Source organism: Paenibacillus sp. P2(2022) (genome assembly GCF_029522175.1).
Lineage (GTDB): Bacteria > Bacillota > Bacilli > Paenibacillales > Paenibacillaceae > Paenibacillus > Paenibacillus polymyxa.
This window is the reverse complement of the sequence record NZ_JAKWFI010000001.1, coordinates 1,278,024-1,295,045: the sequence shown is the minus strand read 5'-3', so window position 1 is coordinate 1,295,045 and position 17,022 is coordinate 1,278,024. Positions and strand designations below refer to the sequence as shown.

At 44.6% G+C, this 17,022-nt stretch carries 17 protein-coding genes and 1 riboswitch; of the genes, 3 read left to right on the top strand and 14 right to left on the bottom strand.

Annotated elements, in window-relative coordinates; genetic code table 11:
- Positions 1 to 178: 178 nt before the first annotated feature.
- The 7 genes from MMB75_RS05900 to pdhA all read right to left on the bottom strand — a co-directional run bounded on the left by MMB75_RS05900 (position 179) and on the right by pdhA (position 8,672).
- Positions 179 to 1,666, bottom strand: coding sequence for a glutamate synthase subunit beta (locus MMB75_RS05900; RefSeq protein WP_045244501.1), 1,488 nt, complete (start codon positions 1,664 to 1,666; stop codon positions 179 to 181).
- Positions 1,667 to 1,902: 236 nt separating this feature from the next.
- Positions 1,903 to 2,391, bottom strand: a complete 489-nt coding sequence (locus MMB75_RS05895; RefSeq protein WP_045244500.1) for a dihydrofolate reductase — start codon at positions 2,389 to 2,391, stop codon at positions 1,903 to 1,905.
- A 17-nt stretch (positions 2,392 to 2,408) separates the two neighbouring features.
- Positions 2,409 to 3,203 (bottom strand): thymidylate synthase, encoded by a 795-nt coding sequence (gene thyA / locus MMB75_RS05890; RefSeq protein ID WP_016820707.1) that lies wholly within the window; start codon positions 3,201 to 3,203, stop codon positions 2,409 to 2,411.
- A 247-nt stretch (positions 3,204 to 3,450) separates the two neighbouring features.
- Complete coding sequence (lpdA, locus tag MMB75_RS05885) at positions 3,451 to 4,872, bottom strand: dihydrolipoyl dehydrogenase (RefSeq protein WP_016820706.1); 1,422 nt, start codon at positions 4,870 to 4,872, stop codon at positions 3,451 to 3,453.
- Between the two features lie 3 nt (positions 4,873 to 4,875).
- On the bottom strand, positions 4,876 to 6,489 hold the full coding sequence (locus MMB75_RS05880; RefSeq protein ID WP_045244499.1) for a 2-oxo acid dehydrogenase subunit E2: 1,614 nt from the start codon (positions 6,487 to 6,489) through the stop codon (positions 4,876 to 4,878).
- A gap of 34 nt (positions 6,490 to 6,523) precedes the next feature.
- A complete protein-coding gene (locus tag MMB75_RS05875; RefSeq protein WP_013371456.1) occupies positions 6,524 to 7,504 on the bottom strand; it encodes an alpha-ketoacid dehydrogenase subunit beta in 981 nt (326 codons plus the stop codon).
- 100 nt (positions 7,505 to 7,604) lie between these two features.
- Positions 7,605 to 8,672 carry a pyruvate dehydrogenase (acetyl-transferring) E1 component subunit alpha gene (gene pdhA, locus MMB75_RS05870; protein WP_016821911.1) on the bottom strand — a complete coding sequence of 356 codons (1,068 nt, stop codon included), beginning with the start codon at positions 8,670 to 8,672 and terminating at the stop codon, positions 7,605 to 7,607.
- Positions 8,673 to 8,927: 255 nt separating this feature from the next.
- On the opposite strand from pdhA, the gene MMB75_RS05865 reads away from it, so the two are divergent.
- A complete protein-coding gene (locus MMB75_RS05865) occupies positions 8,928 to 9,662 on the top strand; it encodes an alpha/beta hydrolase (protein ID WP_016821912.1) in 735 nt (244 codons plus the stop codon).
- Positions 9,663 to 9,803: 141 nt separating this feature from the next.
- Here MMB75_RS05865 and MMB75_RS05860 read toward each other — a convergent pair whose 3' ends face one another.
- Complete coding sequence (locus MMB75_RS05860; RefSeq protein WP_013371459.1) at positions 9,804 to 10,268, bottom strand: low molecular weight protein-tyrosine-phosphatase; 465 nt, start codon at positions 10,266 to 10,268, stop codon at positions 9,804 to 9,806.
- A gap of 145 nt (positions 10,269 to 10,413) precedes the next feature.
- On the opposite strand from MMB75_RS05860, the gene MMB75_RS05855 reads away from it, so the two are divergent.
- Both MMB75_RS05855 and MMB75_RS05850 read left to right on the top strand, forming a co-directional pair.
- Positions 10,414 to 11,055: a thiamine diphosphokinase gene (locus tag MMB75_RS05855; RefSeq protein ID WP_031461580.1), complete on the top strand. Its 642-nt coding sequence runs from the start codon at positions 10,414 to 10,416 to the stop codon at positions 11,053 to 11,055.
- A 280-nt stretch (positions 11,056 to 11,335) separates the two neighbouring features.
- On the top strand, positions 11,336 to 11,836 hold the full coding sequence (locus MMB75_RS05850) for a C40 family peptidase (RefSeq protein ID WP_013371461.1): 501 nt from the start codon (positions 11,336 to 11,338) through the stop codon (positions 11,834 to 11,836).
- 65 nt (positions 11,837 to 11,901) lie between these two features.
- Here MMB75_RS05850 and MMB75_RS05845 read toward each other — a convergent pair whose 3' ends face one another.
- The 6 genes from MMB75_RS05845 to MMB75_RS05820 form a co-directional block, all read right to left on the bottom strand.
- Complete coding sequence (locus tag MMB75_RS05845; RefSeq protein WP_016821915.1) at positions 11,902 to 12,594, bottom strand: response regulator transcription factor; 693 nt, start codon at positions 12,592 to 12,594, stop codon at positions 11,902 to 11,904.
- 151 nt (positions 12,595 to 12,745) lie between these two features.
- Positions 12,746 to 13,804, bottom strand: a complete 1,059-nt coding sequence (locus tag MMB75_RS05840; protein ID WP_045244498.1) for a ThiF family adenylyltransferase — start codon at positions 13,802 to 13,804, stop codon at positions 12,746 to 12,748.
- Complete coding sequence (locus tag MMB75_RS05835; protein ID WP_045244497.1) at positions 13,801 to 14,568, bottom strand: thiazole synthase; 768 nt, start codon at positions 14,566 to 14,568, stop codon at positions 13,801 to 13,803. Before MMB75_RS05835 ends, MMB75_RS05840 begins: the two co-directional genes overlap by 4 nt.
- A 2-nt stretch (positions 14,569 to 14,570) precedes the next feature.
- Positions 14,571 to 14,774: a sulfur carrier protein ThiS gene (gene thiS / locus MMB75_RS05830; protein ID WP_031461582.1), complete on the bottom strand. Its 204-nt coding sequence runs from the start codon at positions 14,772 to 14,774 to the stop codon at positions 14,571 to 14,573.
- Positions 14,771 to 15,919 carry a glycine oxidase ThiO gene (gene thiO, locus MMB75_RS05825; protein WP_031461583.1) on the bottom strand — a complete coding sequence of 383 codons (1,149 nt, stop codon included), beginning with the start codon at positions 15,917 to 15,919 and terminating at the stop codon, positions 14,771 to 14,773. The genes thiS and thiO overlap by 4 nt, the downstream gene beginning before the upstream one ends.
- A gap of 57 nt (positions 15,920 to 15,976) precedes the next feature.
- Positions 15,977 to 16,570: a thiamine phosphate synthase gene (locus MMB75_RS05820; RefSeq protein WP_016821920.1), complete on the bottom strand. Its 594-nt coding sequence runs from the start codon at positions 16,568 to 16,570 to the stop codon at positions 15,977 to 15,979.
- A gap of 316 nt (positions 16,571 to 16,886) precedes the next feature.
- Positions 16,887 to 16,995, bottom strand: a riboswitch (TPP riboswitch).
- Between the last annotated feature and the right edge of the window lie 27 nt (positions 16,996 to 17,022).

Here is a 17,022-nt window from a genome sequence, read left to right as displayed (position 1 = left end):
AGTTAATTTAAAGTTAATTTAGAGTTATTTTATATAACATTTAATTTACAACGATTTGTATACCTCACTAGAAAATTGGTTTCAACAACTACTAGTGATAAAGTTTTAAACACAAATAAAGCCCCATCCTAAGATGGAGCCTTTACTTGATTCGTAACGGTAACATAAAAATTTATAATTATACCAAAACAGTAGCACCCATGAGGTATTTATCAACTTCACGTGCTGCTTCTCGGCCTTCATTAATAGCCCACACGACAAGACTCTGCCCGCGGCGCATGTCACCTGCAGCAAAAACCTTATCCACATTCGTCACATATTCCCCATAACGTGCCTTAACATTGGAACGGCGGTCTGTTTCCAAACCTATTTCCTTCGCAATCGTTTGCTCAGGCCCATCAAATCCAATTGCAATCAGCGCAATTTGTGCCGGAAATACGCGTTCCGTACCTGGAATCGGTTGATAGATTTTACGTCCTGTTTCATCGACAATACGTTGAATTTGAATGGTGTGCAGTTCTTTCAGATTGCCATTCTCATCACCCACAAATTTGGTTGTCATGATAGAGAACTCACGCGGGTCTTCTCCGAACAACGCTTTCGCTTCTTCCTGTGCATAATCGAGAGAGTACACATTCGGAAACTGCGGCCAAGGATTCGCAATCGGATCACGTTCCAGCGGAGCTTTGGTGTGTGTGCCAAATTGAGTGACACTCCGGCAACCATGCCGCAAAGAAGTAGCTACACAGTCCGAACCTGTATCACCACCACCGATAACAATAACGTCCTTACCTTTGGAGGACAAATAGTTGCCATCTTCGAGGTTGGAATCCAGATAACTCTTGATGGTGCCATTCAAATAATCCATAGCATAATGAACACCATTCAAATCGCTGCCTTCAATATTGAATTCTCTCGGCTTTGTAGATCCACCGCATAGCACAACTGCATCATAGTCGGCAACCAACTGCTCAGTAGGGATATCCTTGCCAATTTCCGTATTCGTGATGAATTGGATACCTTCAGCCTCCAGCAAATCTACACGGCGCTGTACAACCTTCTTATCCAGCTTCATGGATGGAATTCCGTACATCAGCAACCCACCTACACGATCTGCACGCTCATACACAGTCACGCTGTGCCCTGCCTTGTTAAGCTGTGCCGCCGCAGCCAATCCCGCAGGACCCGAGCCAACAATAGCCACTCGTTTGCCTGTACGTTTTTCCGGCGGGTTAGGAACGACCCAACCTTCCTCAAAGCCTTTTTCGATAATCGCTTCCTCAATTGTCTTAATGGTAACAGACTCCCCAATAAGGCCAACTGTACATGAACCTTCACATGGCGCAGGACAGACACGACCCGTAAATTCTGGAAAGTTATTCGTTTTGTGCAGCCGATCTAACGCTTCCTTCCACAAACCACGATATACGAGATTGTTCCATTCCGGAATAAGATTATGAACTGGGCAGCCTAAAGTTGCTCCCATGAGATCCATCCCCGTATGACAATAAGGAGTTCCGCAGTCCATACAACGCGCCCCTTGGGTACGCAGCTCTTCTTCAGACATATGCTTATGGAATTCTTCCCAATCCTTTATACGCTCTGCCGGGTCCCGGTCTGTAGGAAGCTGTCGTGTGTATTCCATAAATCCAGTTGGTGTAGACATGTTACGTTCCCCCATCTCTTCGCTTATGAACCCCGATCATCCATTCAGAATTCTAATCAAATTCGAACTTGTCTGTTTGTGTTATGAAAGGGTCTGTTCTCATTGAATTTGATTTATTGTATCACAATACAGCGTAAAAGTAATGAAAACTTATGCAACTTTCTGCATCTACAGCCAAAAGGATTTTTTATATGGTTTATTAATTTTTCAAATGAGCTAGGTTGAATTCCTGTATGTTATTCTGTTCTCTCGTAAACAACAAAACGGTAGTCATACAAGTTTTTGTCGTCCTTGATACCCGGCGTCTCACTGACTATAGTCCAGCCGCTCCAATCCAGCTCAGGAAACGTCGTATCGCCTTCAAAAGTCCCCTCAATTCGAGTCACAATCAGTCGATCCGCATGTGGCCAAAACAGTGAATAAATCTCCGCTCCGCCAATGACCATTAGCTCTTCTTGCTGTGCAAGTTGGAGCCCCTCCTCCAGTGTATGGATCACTTCTGCACCTTCCGCCTGATAGCTCTCATCTCGAGTCAAAACGACGTTGCGGCGGTTTGGTAGGCTTCTCCCGCCAAAGGATTCCCACGTCTTGCGTCCCATGAGTACTGTTTTATTAATCGTCTGCTCTTTGAAGAAGGCCATATCTCTGGGAAGGCGCCAAGGAAGACTGTTATCCCGACCAATCACACCATTTTGTGCCATAGCCCATATCATCGAAATGCTCATCTTTCCACCTCCTCTAATCAGATGGCGACAGGCGCCTTAATCCCTGGATGATGCTCGTAATTCTCAAAAACAAAATCCTCGTAAGTGTAATCAAAAATGGATTCAGGCTTGCGCAGAATTTTCAACTGTGGCAAGGGATAAGGATCACGCTCCAACTGCGTATGCACTTGTTGTATATGGTTTGAATAAATATGCACATCGCCACCTGACCAAATAAACTCTCCAGGCTCCAAACCACACTGCTGTGCAACCATATGCGTCAGCAATGCATAACTAGCGATGTTGAACGGCAGTCCAAGGAAGGTATCCACTGAACGCATCGTCAGCATACAGGATAGCTTTCCCCCAGCTACGTAGAACTGGAATACAAAATGACATGGCGGCAATTTCATCGATTCAATTTCAGCCACGTTCCAAGCACTGACAATATGTCGACGTGAATCCGGATTGTTTTTGATAGCTTCAATGACATTCGCAATTTGATCAATATGTTGTCCGTCCGTTGTTTCCCATGCGCGCCATTGCGATCCATATACAGGTCCCAGATTCCCCTGTTCATCTGCCCATTCATCCCAAATGCTAACTCCGTTCTCCTTGAGATAAGCAATATTGGTATCACCTCGCAAAAACCATAACAGCTCATGTATAACCGATTTCAAATGTACTCTTTTAGTGGTCACTAACGGGAAGCCCTTGGCCAGATCAAAACGAAGTTGCCTTCCGAAAACAGATAATGTTCCCGTCCCTGTCCGATCCTCTTTTTTTACCCCGTTCTCTAAAATATCCTCCAGCAATTCCAAGTAGTTGCGCACGTTGTTTCTCTCCTTTGAGCATGAATAAAAAACAGCATCGTCCATTTTTAATTTTGAAAACTCTCGATCTACACCATTAATCTATATTTAGTTTATCATGTAGGGTACTTTTTTGACCATGTACTGTGTGAATTTTCATGATAGTCCAATAATCTTAAAGTTTGAAAAAAGAGACAAAGAGCGCACATATAGCGCTCCTTGCCTCTTTTTTCATGTATGAATCCAAAAACAAGATAATGAAATGGAATTAGCGACGTGGCGCCAATGCGTGGATCGGATGACCCATTACGACTTCTGCTGCTTCCATCACAAGTTCGCCCAGTGTAGGGTGAGCATGGATAGTCAGGGAGATATCTTCAAGTGTAGCACCCATTTCAATCGCCAGACCCAGCTCAGCAATCAGGTTGGAAGCTTCCAGACCTACGATTTGCGTACCCAGTACCAGACCTGTATCTGCGTCAGCTACGATTTTCACAAAGCCTTCAGCAGCGTTCAGGGAAACAGCACGACCGTTTGCTCCGTAAGAGAACTTACCAACTTTGACATTGTAGCCTTTTTCTTTAGCTTGTGTCTCTGTGTAGCCTACGCTAGAGCATTCTGGATCTGTGAACACAACAGCCGGAATACATTTGTAGTCTACAACAGATGGTTGGCCGGCAATTACTTCAGCAGCTACTTTACCTTCGTAAGAAGCTTTGTGAGCCAGAGCAAGACCAGGAACAATATCACCGATTGCGAAGATGTGAGGAATGCTTGTGCGTCCTTGGTGGTCAACTTTCACCATTCCGCGGTCATCCAGTTCTACACCGATCAAATCCAGACCCAGTTCACCGTCTGTATTTGGACGACGTCCAACAGTTACAAGCAGGTACTCAGCAGTTACTTCTTTGCTTTCACCGTTAACAGAGAATTTCACTGTTACATCTTTATCAGTTTGTTCCGCACTTTCCGCTTTAGCGCCAGTGAAGATTTCGATACCTGTTTTCTTCATGCTTTTCGAAACGATGGAAGTCATATCTTTATCGAAGCCAGGAAGAACAGTATCCATACCTTCAATGATCGTTACTTTGGAACCGAATTTGGAATACATTTGTCCAAGCTCTGCACCAATGTATCCACCACCGATAACGATCAGGCTTTTCGGAATTTCAGGCAGGTTCAATGCTTCTGTAGAAGACAGAATGCGTCCGCCAAACGGGAATGGCTTCAATTCGATAGGACGGGAGCCTGTTGCGATAATCGCATTTTTAAAACGGTAACGTGGTGATTCATGTTCGTTGAATACACGCGCTTCGTTTTCGTTGATGAACATGCACTCACCGTTGAAAACTTCGACTTTGTTGCCTTTGAGCAAGCCGCTTACGCCGCCAGTCATTTTCTTAACAACACCGTTTTTGAATTCTTGCGTTTTAGCAAAATCTACTTTTACATTTTCAGCCGTAATACCGAAAGTTTCGCCATGTTTAGCTGCTTCGTATTGATGAGCTGCAGAGATCAAAGCTTTGGATGGAATACATCCACGGTTCAGACAGACACCGCCCAGCTCAGATTTGTCAACGATCAATACGCTTTGTCCCAATTGTGCGGCACGGATGGCAGCTACATAGCCGCCAGGACCCGCACCGATAACCAACGTGTCAATATCCAGAGAAGCGTCTCCTACTACCATTGATTACACCTCCATTACAAGCAGCTCAGGGTTAGCGAGCAGCTGTTTGATATAGTTCATGAAGTTTTGAGCAGTTGCACCGTCAATAATACGGTGGTCAAAGCTCAGGGAAAGAGCCATTACTGGAGCGGCAACAATTTCACCGTTTTTCACGACTGCTTTTTCACTGATGCGGCCAGTACCCAAAATTGCAACTTCAGGGAAGTTGATGATTGGAGTAAAGAACATACCGCCTGCGGAACCAATGTTCGTGATGGAAATTGTGCTTCCTCTCATTTCATTGGCAGCCAATTTACCATCACGACCGCGTACAGCCAGATCACGAATGGAATCAGCAATCATCCAGATACTTTTACGATCAGCATCTTTGATAACAGGAACGATCAAGCCGTTGTCTGTATCTGTAGCGATACCGATGTTGTAGTATTTTTTGTAGACAATTTCGTTAGCTTCTTCGTCGATCGAGGCATTCAGAGCCGGGAATTGACGGGAAGCAGCAACCAAAGCTTTTACGATGAACGGCAGGTAAGTTACTTTTGTGCCTTTCTTCTCTGCAATTGGTTTGATACGAGTACGGAAAGCAACCAGCTCTGTTACATCCACTTCATCCATAATTGTAACGTGTGGAGCCGTGTAAGCCGACTTAACCATAGCATTGGAAATTGCTTTACGGATACCTTTAAATGGTACGCGTTCTTCCTCAGCACGCGGATCTGCAGCTGGTGCGGATGGTGCTGCAGCTTTCGCTTCTTTCTTAGCTGGCTCTTGCGCTTTTGCAGCTTCTTTCGCTGCTGGTGCAGCCGCTTGGCCTCCGCCATTTTTGAAAGCTTCTACATCTTCTTTAGTGATTTTACCGTTTTTGCCGGAACCACTCACTTGAGCGAGGTTAACACCTTGCTCACGTGCAAATTTGCGGACGCTAGGTGTAGCCAGTACGTCTTTATTCGAAGCAGCAGGTGTTGCACCTGGTTGCGTGTTCGCTCCGCCTTTTGCAGCATCCTCTTCTTGTTTAACAGCAGCTGGTGCTTCTTCTTGCTCAGGAAGTTCACCCTCAGCAGCGATGACAGCCACAACTTGACCTACGTTAAAGATATCTCCGTCTTTGGCAAATACTTCTTGAACCGTACCATTAACCGGACATGGAACTTCAACTACAGCCTTGTCGTTTTGTACTTCCATGATGATATCATCATCAGTTACTTTGTCGCCAGGTTTGATGTGCATCTTGATGATTTCACCTTCGTGCAGACCTTCACCCAGCTCTGGGAATTTATATTCAAATCTAGCTGCACCTGCAGCTCCGCCTTGTGCAGCAGCAACTGGCTCAGGGCTAGCTGCTGGTGCTTCCGGTGCATCTTCTTGTTCAGGAAGTTCACCTTCTGCGTCGATGACAGCTACAACTTGACCTACGTTAAAGACGTCTCCGTCTTTGGCAAATACTTCTTGAACCGTACCATTAACCGGACATGGAACTTCAACTACAGCCTTGTCGTTTTGTACTTCCATGATGATATCATCATCAGTTACTTTGTCGCCGGGCTTGATGTGCATCTTGATGATTTCGCCTTCGTGAAGACCTTCACCCAGCTCCGGGAATTTATATTCAAATTTTGCCACGTTTAAAACCTCCCAAATTTACGGTGTGCTTTAATTAAAATTCCAATACTTTATTAACCGCATCAATGATACGTGTTGGCGTTGGCAACCAAGTATCTTCAATTTGAGCAAATGGATAAACGGTATCCGGACCTGCTACACGCAGAACTGGTGCTTCCAGATGCAGGATTGCTTTTTCGTTAATTTGTGCAATAACTTCAGCAGCAACACCGGCACTCTTTTGCGCTTCTTGAACAACGATGGCACGATTTGTTTTTTGAACGGAAGCAACAATGGTATCAATGTCAATCGGGCTGATTGTACGCAAATCAATGATTTCCACTTTAATACCTTTTGTTTTTTCCAGCTCTTCAGCAGCCTTAACTGAAGTGTGTACCATCATACCGTAAGTAATGATCGTTACATCAGAACCTTCACGAACTACATTAGCCTTGCCCAGTTCAACTGTGTAATCATTCTCAGGAACTTCAGCACGGAATGCATGGTACAGGTTCAAATGCTCCATGAAAAATACTGGATCGTTATCGCGAATAGACGCGATCATAAGACCTTTTGCATCGTAAGGGTTGGAAGGAACAACAACCTTAATACCTGGTGTTTGAGTCAAAAGACCTTCCAAGGAATCAGTATGCAGCTCGGCTGCCTTAACACCGCCACCAAAAGGTGTACGGAATACGATTGGAGAATTGTAACGTCCACCGGAACGGTAACGCATACGGGATGCTTGAATTGCCATTTGATCGAGTGCTTCAAAGATAAAGCCTACGAACTGGATTTCAGCTACAGGGCGGAATCCTTGGATACCCAGACCGACAGCAAGACCCCCGATTGCGGATTCCGCCAGCGGAGTATCGAATACACGTTCTTCGCCAAATTCTTTTTGCAAACCTTCTGTAGCGCGGAATACGCCACCTACATGACCTACGTCTTCACCGAAAAGCAGGACGTTAGGGTCGCGTTTCAACTCTACGCGCAGTGCGTCACGAATCGCTTCTTTCATGTTCATTTGTGCCATTTGCTTCATTTCCTCCTTAAACATTGACAGATCAATTTCAGTTCAGGTCAATCGAAAAGCAGACCGGATCGGGTTCCCGCCCGGTCTCTTTCAAGTTCAATTATTTAAAATCAGCTTTTTGTTCTTCCAAATGCTTAGGCGTAGTTTCGAACATGCTATCGATCAGGCCAGAAATTGTCATTTTTTCTGTTTTCTCGGCTTTTTTGATCTCTTCGTTCACTTTTGCCTTAGCTTCTTCTTTTACGCGAGCTGTATCTTCTTCAGTCCAAAGACCTTTTTTCTCAAGATATTTCGCAAAGCGGGCAATTGGATCTTTTGCATTCCATTCGCCTTCTTCTTCTTTAGAACGATATTTCGTCGCATCATCAGAAAGGGAATGCGGACGAAAACGGTAAGTAACGGCTTCAATCAATGTTGCGCCTTCGCCATTACGTCCACGCTCTGCAGCTTCTTGAACGGCTTTAATAACTGCAAGCACGTCCATACCGTCAATTTTAACACCTTTAATACCAGCAGCTACTGCTTTATGAGCGATCGAAAGAGCAGCTGTTTGTTTTGAGAATGGCGTTGTGATCGCGTAACCATTATTTTGCACAAAGAAAATAACTGGCAACTTGTACACACCAGCATAGTTCAGACCTTCGTAGAAATCACCTTCGGAAGAACCGCCGTCGCCTGTATATGTAATGACGACTTGTTTTTGTTTTTTCAGTTTGTAGCCCATTGCAATACCCATAGCGTGCAGAATTTGCGCACCAATGATAATTTGCGGCATCAATACGTTAACGCCGTCCGGAATTTGACCACCGTGTTGATGACCACGGGAATATAAGAAAGCTTGATATAATGGCAGGCCATGCCAAACGAGTTGCGGAATATCTCGGTAGCCTGGTGCAATAAAGTCTTCTTTTTGGAGCGCAAATTCACTACCAACCATTGTTGCTTCTTGTCCGGATACCGGAGCGTAGAAGCCGAGACGTCCTTGACGGCCCAAGTTAACAGCACGGTCATCCCAAGTACGTGTAAATACCATACGATACATAATTTCTTTCAATTGATCATCTGTAAGTTTAGGCAATTTATCTTTATTGATAATTTCACCATCCGGAGAAAGCACGGACAGAGCCTCAACTTCCTCTGTGTAAACTTCATAAGGAACCTTGCTCATTTTCTTCACCTCAACAAAAAAATTTGAATATCAAGTTCCGCTGTTATAGGATTATTATACACCTGTTATATCGCTCGCGTCAAAGATTTAGTTATTTTTTTTGAGTTTGCCACATTTTTGTGTATGTAACAGGGTGTGTTTTTTACTATAACAGCTTAGTACATGATTGAAATTTTAAACATCTATTGCAATCAGGGTAATCTTAACTTATTGTGATCCTTAATGCAAAATAATACCCAAGAAAGGTGACGAAAAATGACGGATTCTAGGTATTTAAAACGAACTATCCTTAAAGACGAAGTAGACAGCCGCTTACTTGGCGAAACCCGAATTCTTCGGATTTATTTGCCGCCCGGCTATAATGAAATATTGAGCTACCCTGTCGTCTACTGTCAGGATGGAGAGGAGTTCTTCAACTTTGGACGCATTGCAACACACGCCAACCGTCTCATACTGGATGAAGGCGTGGAACCCTTCATTATTGTAGGTGTAGAAGTGAACACCAAAATCAGAACTCAGGAGTACGCTCCCTTCGGCAATCGTTTTGAGGCATACACTGCCTGTTTTGCAGAAGAGATTATTCCCTATGTGGAACAAAAGTATCCTATAAGAAAAGATGCAGCTTCCCGCATTCTTGCTGGAGATTCACTGGGAGGCAGTGTGTCTTTGCATTTGGCGCTATTGTATCCTGAGCTGTTTAATCGTATTATCAGCCTCTCAGGTGCCTACTATGAAGCTTCGCAAGAAATTATTGCCCGTGAGAAAGAACTGTCGCATCTAAATGTTTGGATGACAGTTGGCCTTCAGGAAGATGCTTTTGAGAGTGATACCGGCATATACAACTTTGTAGAGCTGAACCGTCAATGCGCTGATTTACTGCGCGAGCGGAACGCCGAAGTTTCTTACCGTGAAAAGGATGGCAAACATTTGTGGGGCTTTTGGCAAAACGAGTTGCCTGACGCGCTAATGTATTTTTTGGATCGTGCCTGAGTAAAAAACATCCCAGCATGATGAGGAATGGAGCATTGACCTAGGAGGTCATAAGGCTCCTTCCTCTTTTTTATGATTTGGTTGCGCTTTCAAAAATGTATAACGAAAAACGGCAACGATTGCCGTCATCTGTCGTTCACATTATAGCTTTTCTTCTATGATCTTGTCCAGCAAGGCTTCGCATCCCGCGTCCAATAATCGATAGGTCTCTTCAAAATTTCCGGTAAAATATGGGTCGGGTACTTCTCTTAACTTTTCTTGGGGAAGCAAATCCATAAATTTTAGAATATCAGCATCAGCTCCACCTGCAAGTTTACGCATATTTCGTTCATTAGAGTCATCCATGCACACAATATAATCAAACGCGTCAAAATCACGATCCGTTATTTGCCGTGCCTGTATGCCTTGTTCGCTGATTCCGTGCAGTTTAAGCTGCTTTAGCGTTCCCTCATGCGGAGGATTTCCAATGTGCCAGTCGCCTGTTCCTGCCGAGTCCACCCGGATTTCTGCGTCTAATCCCCGTTCCTTTGCTTTATGTCTCAGTATTGCCTCCCCCATGGGAGAGCGGCAAATATTGCCCAAACACACAAACAACACGTTAATCATTTCGTTCCCCTTCCTATTCACGTCACACTTTTTTTTCTGTTCCATTGTAGCCAGGTCCTCCAAAATTGTGCAAGCCATATTTATCGCGGTATACTTAAAATGATCGTATATATGGGACCGTATACAGAAAGAAAGGATGTTGGATATGACGAAAAAACGAGCCATTGTATTTTCAGGCGGTCGTCTTAATGAAGAAGATTTACAACAAATACAACCCGATGATTTTATTATAGGTGCAGATAAAGGTGCCCTTTTCCTGATAGAACACGGTATTACGCCTCATGTCTCTGTAGGAGATTTTGATTCGATTACTTCGGAGGAAAAAGAAAGGGTGAAATCAGCAAGCCAACGTATGCTTGCGTGTGATCCAGTACTTAAGGACCTAACAGATACAGAACTCGCTTTAGAAATCGCTATGGACGAACAAGCAGATCATGTACTCATGCTCGGTGTGACTGGTACTCGGATGGATCACACATTAGCCAATGTTCAAATATTAGTACGGGCCATGCAGCATCATATTAGTTGCGCTATCATGGACGCACATAATTATATCGAGCTGACCGGATCAACGCTCGAGATCCAGCCTATGGGCTATACATATATATCGCTGATTCCAATGACCGCCGAAGTAACAGGTATACAACTGGAAGGATTTATGTATCCACTTCATAATGCAACCCTTAAAATGGGACAATCACGTGGTGTTAGCAATAAGCTAACGGCTGCAAAAGGTACAATTTCTATTAAAAGCGGTCTACTACTCGTTATTCAAAGCAAGGATTAATTATGACATTGTTGTAACTATTCCAAAAGTTGTTCCCCCACTCAAAACCCTTGATTAACAAGGGTTTTTCCGTTTTCACAGGTTCTAGAATCATTTTATTTTTTACAAATTGTAATTTTTAATCGTTTTTTAATAATTACGACGTAAGTCTTGTCCCTCAAGCATTTGAGAGTAGTTTTCCAACTATTAGGTGGCTTCAAAACTGTTATACTCAACGCTGTCAGTTAGTTAGCAACTCAGCAAATTATTGCACAAATCAATTTTCGGAGGTATTTACAACATGAATATGCATAAAATCATAAAAAAGGTAATTATCGCAGGAGTCGCTGCCACGATCGGCTTTGGTACTTTTGCCATTGAGGGAACAAATACAGCACAAGCTGCTACTGCTACTACTACCGTAGGTCAAAAAGTAATTAACTACGGCAAAAAATATATGGGTACTCCTTATAAGTTTGGAGCTTCCACAAGCACCACACGCAATTTTGACTGTTCTTCTTTCATGAAGCACATATTCAAGAAATACGGAGTCGATTTGCCGCGTACTTCTGTTCAACAATCTAAAGTCGGACATGCCGTATCCAAGGCCAATTTGAAAAAAGGGGACTTAGTGTTCTTTTCAAGCGGTAGCCGTGCCACAGGACGTAACATTACTCACGTAGCAGTATATATGGGCGGAGGTAAAATTTTACACACTTACGGCGGACCTGGGGTGACCATCTCTGATTTAAACTCTGGCAACTGGAAAAGAACATACATTAAAGCACGTCGCGTGCTGTAATGTAACACTCATTTGAAATAGGTAAGCCGGGACGAACAGTTCCGGCTTTTTTTATATAACTTATGCTATTTTGCTTCGGTTGGCGTTCTGAGTGAATAGCCAATACCTCGTTCCGTTCGAATCATTTTAAACTTTTGTCCTCTATCTACTTTAACCCTTAAATGCCTGATGTACACATCTACTACGTTCGTATCAGCGATATAATCATGTTTCCAAACATCCTTTAAAATTTGCTGCCTGCTGCAAACTTGGTTAAGATGTATTGCCAGATGTAGCAAAAGATCGAATTCTTTCGGAGTTAATTCCAGTTTTCGCTCCCCTCTGCTCACCATTCTGCTTGCAGTGTCTATATGTATATCCCCCGCTTCGATTGCCCTTTTCACATCACGTTCAACACCAAAAATTCGTAATAAATTAGCCACTCTAGCCTGAAGAACTCTAGGATAAAAGGGCACTACCATTACATCATGAGCTCCTTGTTCAAAGCAGGAAACCATATGTGCCTCTTCATCTGATGAAATCATTGCAAGTATCGGGACATGAGGATGGTTCTGCTGCAAAATGCGAATCAAGCCTTGAGTGCCCGCCTGTTCATCTTTAATGTTTAGGAGTAGCAAACTCACAGGATGCTGAGCTATATAAGAGCGTACATCCGACGTATTACGAACATGAACCACCTGATAACCTGCCTGCTCCAATGGACGAACGAATACAGCGGGCGCTTCATTTTCATCCACAAGTACAATTAACGGGCTCATCTTTTTCACCCACCTGGTTTGGACATCGCATTACATATTGGATACGAACAACAAGTTTGTTATAAGCCATTAAACATATTTGTATTAGTGTAACAAAAAAGCAGAAAATCATTCTCTGAAGAATGGCTTTCTGCTTTAAGGTTTATGGTTTTTAGCCCAAATAACGATGATATAGACTTCTTGCTTTGGCCACGTCCTTTGTCCCATGGATCAGCGCTCTGCCATCTGCAAAAACCACCAAGCGATGCTCTCCCACACTAAAGGAAACCAGATACGAATTCCACTCTACGTTTCCCTCGCCTAATGCTGCAAATCTATCTGCTATCTCTGCGAGATTCAGATATATCCGGTTGGCAGGTCTTATTTGAACGGTATCCCTACCGCACAAAACATCTGTTTTCTGCCGATGAGCGGTCGATAAATAGGGATACGTCGGTTGGCTACCGCAAGAAGGACAATTCGACTTTTTGAGACGATCCACTGCTATTGCTACATATTCATTTTTCCACAAATCAAACGAAAGCAATTTTCCTCTCAAGTCCTCGGGATATCCACCAAGAAGTTTGAAAGCTTCTGTAGTCTGATTAGCGGTGACCATTTGTACTGCCTGCGGAATAATGCCGGCTGTATCACATGTTTCTCCTCCAAACGGTACAGTTCCCATCAGACAGTGTAGACAAGGTGTTTGACCCGGTAAAAAAGTGTAAGTTACACCGTAGCTACCCACACATCCTCCATAAATCCAAGGAATATGATGCTTGAGAGCCATGTCGTTCATAAGAAGCCGAGTATCGAAGTTATCGGTTGCATCCATCATGAGATCCACCCCCTGGATCAACTCTTCCAGCTCTTCTACCCCAACATCCAAAACATGTGCATGGATGACTGTTTGCGAATTAATATCCTTTAATCTTCGCTGGGCCGCTATTGCTTTGGGACACCTTTGCGCTGCATCACTTTCCTGAAAAAGCTGCTGGCGCTGCAAATTGCTCCATTCCACATAATCCCGGTCTACGAGACTTACCGTACCTACGCCTCCACGAACTAGCGTTTCTGCAATGCCTGTACCCAGCGCTCCAACACCTATGATTAGTACGTGAGAAGAAGCAAGCCGACGTTGGCCTGCAGGCCCAAAGGGTGCAAACCTTTCCTGTCTGGAATAACGATCAATTTGTGGTGTTCCAGCACCGGATTTTTCAGATATCCTCATCCTTGAACCATGCCTTCTGTTGGGCTGCTCGCTGAAGCATATCGTTTTACAGGTATCATCCCTGCCTCAAAACCATATCTGCCTGCACGCACAGCCAGCTTCATGGCCTCAGCCATTTTCACAGGGTTCTTCGCTCCCGCCACAGCTGTATTTAGCAGAACACCATCTGCTCCCAACTGCATCGCCATTGCTGCGTCACCAGGTGAGCGAATACCTGCATCGACGATAACCGGAACTTCTGCTTGCTCAATAATTAACTCTAATGAAAACGGATTGAGCAAACCATGTCCTGTACCAATCGGTGAGGCACCAGGCATAATGGCATGTACTCCAAGCTCTTGCAGCCTCTTTGCTAGTATCACATCATCCGATATGTAGGGCAGTACGACAAAGCCTTCCTCTAGCAGTTTTTCACTAGCCTTCAACGTTTCAAAAGGGTCAGGCAACAGCGTTTTGCTATCCCCAATGACTTCCACCTTAATCATGTCGCACAAGCCAGAGGCTTTTGCCAACTTGGCAATACGGATTGCCTCTTCTGCTGTTGTTGCTCCTGCTGTGTTGGGAAGAAGTGTATACCGGCTCAAATCTAGCGTATCAAGAAAATGTTGCTTATCCCGTTCCTCCAAATTCAGTCTGCGCACAGCGAACGTTAATATTTCCGTCTCAGCAGCCTCTACAGCCTGGGATTGGATATTCAGATCCGAAAATTTCCCTGTTCCCAGCAACAGCCTTGAGGTAAAAGATGCTTTTCCAATGGTTAACATGATCAACCGCCTCCTACAAAATGTACGATTTCTAGGCAATCTCCATCCTTAAGTACCGTCTCATGATGATCTTCACGGGTCAATATATGCCGATTCAGCTCTACCACTACGGTTTTCACCTTTAAATCAAGTTCATGCAGCAATTGATCCACATGAGTGATTCGATTAGAAATGGTCATGTTCTGTCCGTTAATGATCAGCTTCATAAGCTTTCCTCCTTGAGGAGTTCAGAAGAAAATTTGCTTATTCCAAGTCCAGCCGCATCAGCCCCTTTAAGCATAGCTGCCATCGCTCGCCCAGTCGCATCACTAAGCAAGACACCGTTACGATAATGCCCGACTGCAGCATAGACGCCCTCTACTCCAGGAACAGGGCCAATGAAAGGACGCTCCGCAGCTGCCTGTGGACGTAAGCCCGCCCAAGCACGTATAAAAGAAGCTTCTTGTACACGCGGCAACCAGGCAGATGCACGTGCTAACAGTCCTTTTAAGCCTCCTACGGTCACCTCTTTGTCATATTGATGTGGAAGACTCGTAGCCCCAATCCAAAGCTCGTTATTCTGTTTAGGCACGAGGTAAACATCGTCGGCATAAATGGTATAATCCAACGGATGGTCCTTCAAGGAGACTGCTACCACTTCACCCTTGACTGGATAAAGAGGATAATCAAATCCAATTTGTACTAGCAATTTCAAGCTGTCCAAGCCTGCGGCAATCACGACCTGATCGCAGGAAAAAAATCCACTATCCGTTCGCACACCGCAAACTCGGCCGTCCTGTATGATCAGTTCCTCGGCATGAGTTCCAGACCATATTGTTGCTCCCAGCACCGCAGCTGCCCCTGCATAAGCACGGCAAAGCTGAACAGGGGCCACTTGTGTCTCCTTTGATCGGTATATAGCCCCAATTACTTGATCTGCCAAGCCCGGAATCCGTCGAGCCAATTCCCTGGCATCCCACCAAATAGGGCTATCATCCTCTCGGATATTCGCAGCATTCCAGCGCCTTTGGCCCTCTGTTTCTGAACGAAAAGGGGTCACAAAACCTTCGGTACGAAAATTCACTGAAATACCCGATAAACGCTCCAAATCACAGACAAGGTCAGGGAATGCATCTCGACTTGCGCGAGCAAATCGTGCCAGCTCAAGGTCTGAGAACTCTTCACTTTCCGCTGCCAGCATTCCCGCCGCTGCTCCTGATGCTCCCTCACCGGGGATACATCGTTCCAGCATAATTGTACTTCGTCCCTCCTTAGCCACATGATAAGCAATGGCACTGCCGATCACACCCCCGCCTATGACCAAGCATTCTGCGTGTCCTATTGCTTTTTTCTCTGTATGTGTCTTTGACATATGTTCCGTGTCTCCTCTCCGGTGAGCATTCTGCTTTCCCTTCGTCTCGTTTTCTTGCTACAGGTCGTGAACTACAAGATCTACCATTCGCCTATATTCCATCGCTGCTGCAACGGGTGACTCTGCTTCCCATATACCAGACATCACCGCAATTCCGCTTGCTCCGGCATGATAGAGCTCTGGAACATGATGAGGTTGTATGCCTCCCAACGCTATCACCGGAATGGCCGACAATCTGCAAATGCGTTCAAGCTGTGCTACACCCCGCGGTACAAGACCGGCCTTACAATAGGTCTCATATACATGACCAAATAGTACATAGTCTGCTCCCCCCTGCTCAGCGGTCTGCACCTCCTCCAAGGAATGTACAGACACTCCACAGCGTGTACCCACTGGAAGCAGACTTTTCGCATCCATCACAGATAACCCATTAGCAGGTAGCTGGACAGCTCTTGCCAAGGTAAGTAAAGCTACGTCCATACGGTCATTTACTACAATTTGCTGCAAAGGAACTTCCTGCTCGATCATGCTACGAGTCAAAGAAAGCAAAGCAGAGGCACCCTTCTGTTTCGAACGTGCGTGTACATAATGAATATAAGGACAAATAGCGGCAGCCACTTTGGGTACATCCACACAGGAGACACTTTCCATCGTAATTACGTGTAATTCGATCTCATTTTCACCTCACTTGGACTAAAAAATATAAAATAATCGTATAAGCTGAACTATATTGTTGCAGCTCCCTATTGGGTAATATCATACGGAGCCAGCCACATGTAACAGCAATAATGAAAGGAGATCATTTGTAAATCCGTCTACGGAAGCTCGAACAAATGAAGATGAACGAAACGCAAAAAGCCACTTCCCAGAGGAAGTGGCTTGACAAACGTTCAAAATCGAACGGACTATTATATCCGTAAACGTATATCGTTCCCTGTGCAAACAAAAGTAAAGAGCTACTACCTTGTTTGTACAGTACTCACTTCCCTACGCTGGCATAACCCAGATCAGGTACAAAGGGTCCGAAATCCATTTATTTCGTCTCAGCCGCATGGGCGGCTCCCCTAGTGTAACTATTTTATTGTATCAGCTAAAGATAGCTT

Excerpts from the sequence above, each read along its gene's own strand:
- MMB75_RS05900 (WP_045244501.1), bottom strand. The coding sequence starts at position 1,666 with ATGTCTACACCAACTGGATTTATGGAATACACACGACAGCTTCCTACA.
- MMB75_RS05895 (WP_045244500.1), bottom strand. The coding sequence starts at position 2,391 with ATGAGCATTTCGATGATATGGGCTATGGCACAAAATGGTGTGATTGGT.
- lpdA (WP_016820706.1), bottom strand. The coding sequence starts at position 4,872 with ATGGTAGTAGGAGACGCTTCTCTGGATATTGACACGTTGGTTATCGGT.
- MMB75_RS05875 (WP_013371456.1), bottom strand. The coding sequence starts at position 7,504 with ATGGCACAAATGAACATGAAAGAAGCGATTCGTGACGCACTGCGCGTA.
- pdhA (WP_016821911.1), bottom strand. The coding sequence starts at position 8,672 with ATGAGCAAGGTTCCTTATGAAGTTTACACAGAGGAAGTTGAGGCTCTG.
- MMB75_RS05865 (WP_016821912.1), top strand. The coding sequence starts at position 8,928 with ATGACGGATTCTAGGTATTTAAAACGAACTATCCTTAAAGACGAAGTA.
- MMB75_RS05860 (WP_013371459.1), bottom strand. The coding sequence starts at position 10,268 with ATGATTAACGTGTTGTTTGTGTGTTTGGGCAATATTTGCCGCTCTCCC.
- MMB75_RS05855 (WP_031461580.1), top strand. The coding sequence starts at position 10,414 with ATGACGAAAAAACGAGCCATTGTATTTTCAGGCGGTCGTCTTAATGAA.
- MMB75_RS05850 (WP_013371461.1), top strand. The coding sequence starts at position 11,336 with ATGAATATGCATAAAATCATAAAAAAGGTAATTATCGCAGGAGTCGCT.
- MMB75_RS05845 (WP_016821915.1), bottom strand. The coding sequence starts at position 12,594 with ATGAGCCCGTTAATTGTACTTGTGGATGAAAATGAAGCGCCCGCTGTA.
- MMB75_RS05840 (WP_045244498.1), bottom strand. The coding sequence starts at position 13,804 with ATGAGGATATCTGAAAAATCCGGTGCTGGAACACCACAAATTGATCGT.
- MMB75_RS05835 (WP_045244497.1), bottom strand. The coding sequence starts at position 14,568 with ATGTTAACCATTGGAAAAGCATCTTTTACCTCAAGGCTGTTGCTGGGA.
- thiS (WP_031461582.1), bottom strand. The coding sequence starts at position 14,774 with ATGAAGCTGATCATTAACGGACAGAACATGACCATTTCTAATCGAATC.
- thiO (WP_031461583.1), bottom strand. The coding sequence starts at position 15,919 with ATGTCAAAGACACATACAGAGAAAAAAGCAATAGGACACGCAGAATGC.
- MMB75_RS05820 (WP_016821920.1), bottom strand. The coding sequence starts at position 16,570 with ATGGAAAGTGTCTCCTGTGTGGATGTACCCAAAGTGGCTGCCGCTATT.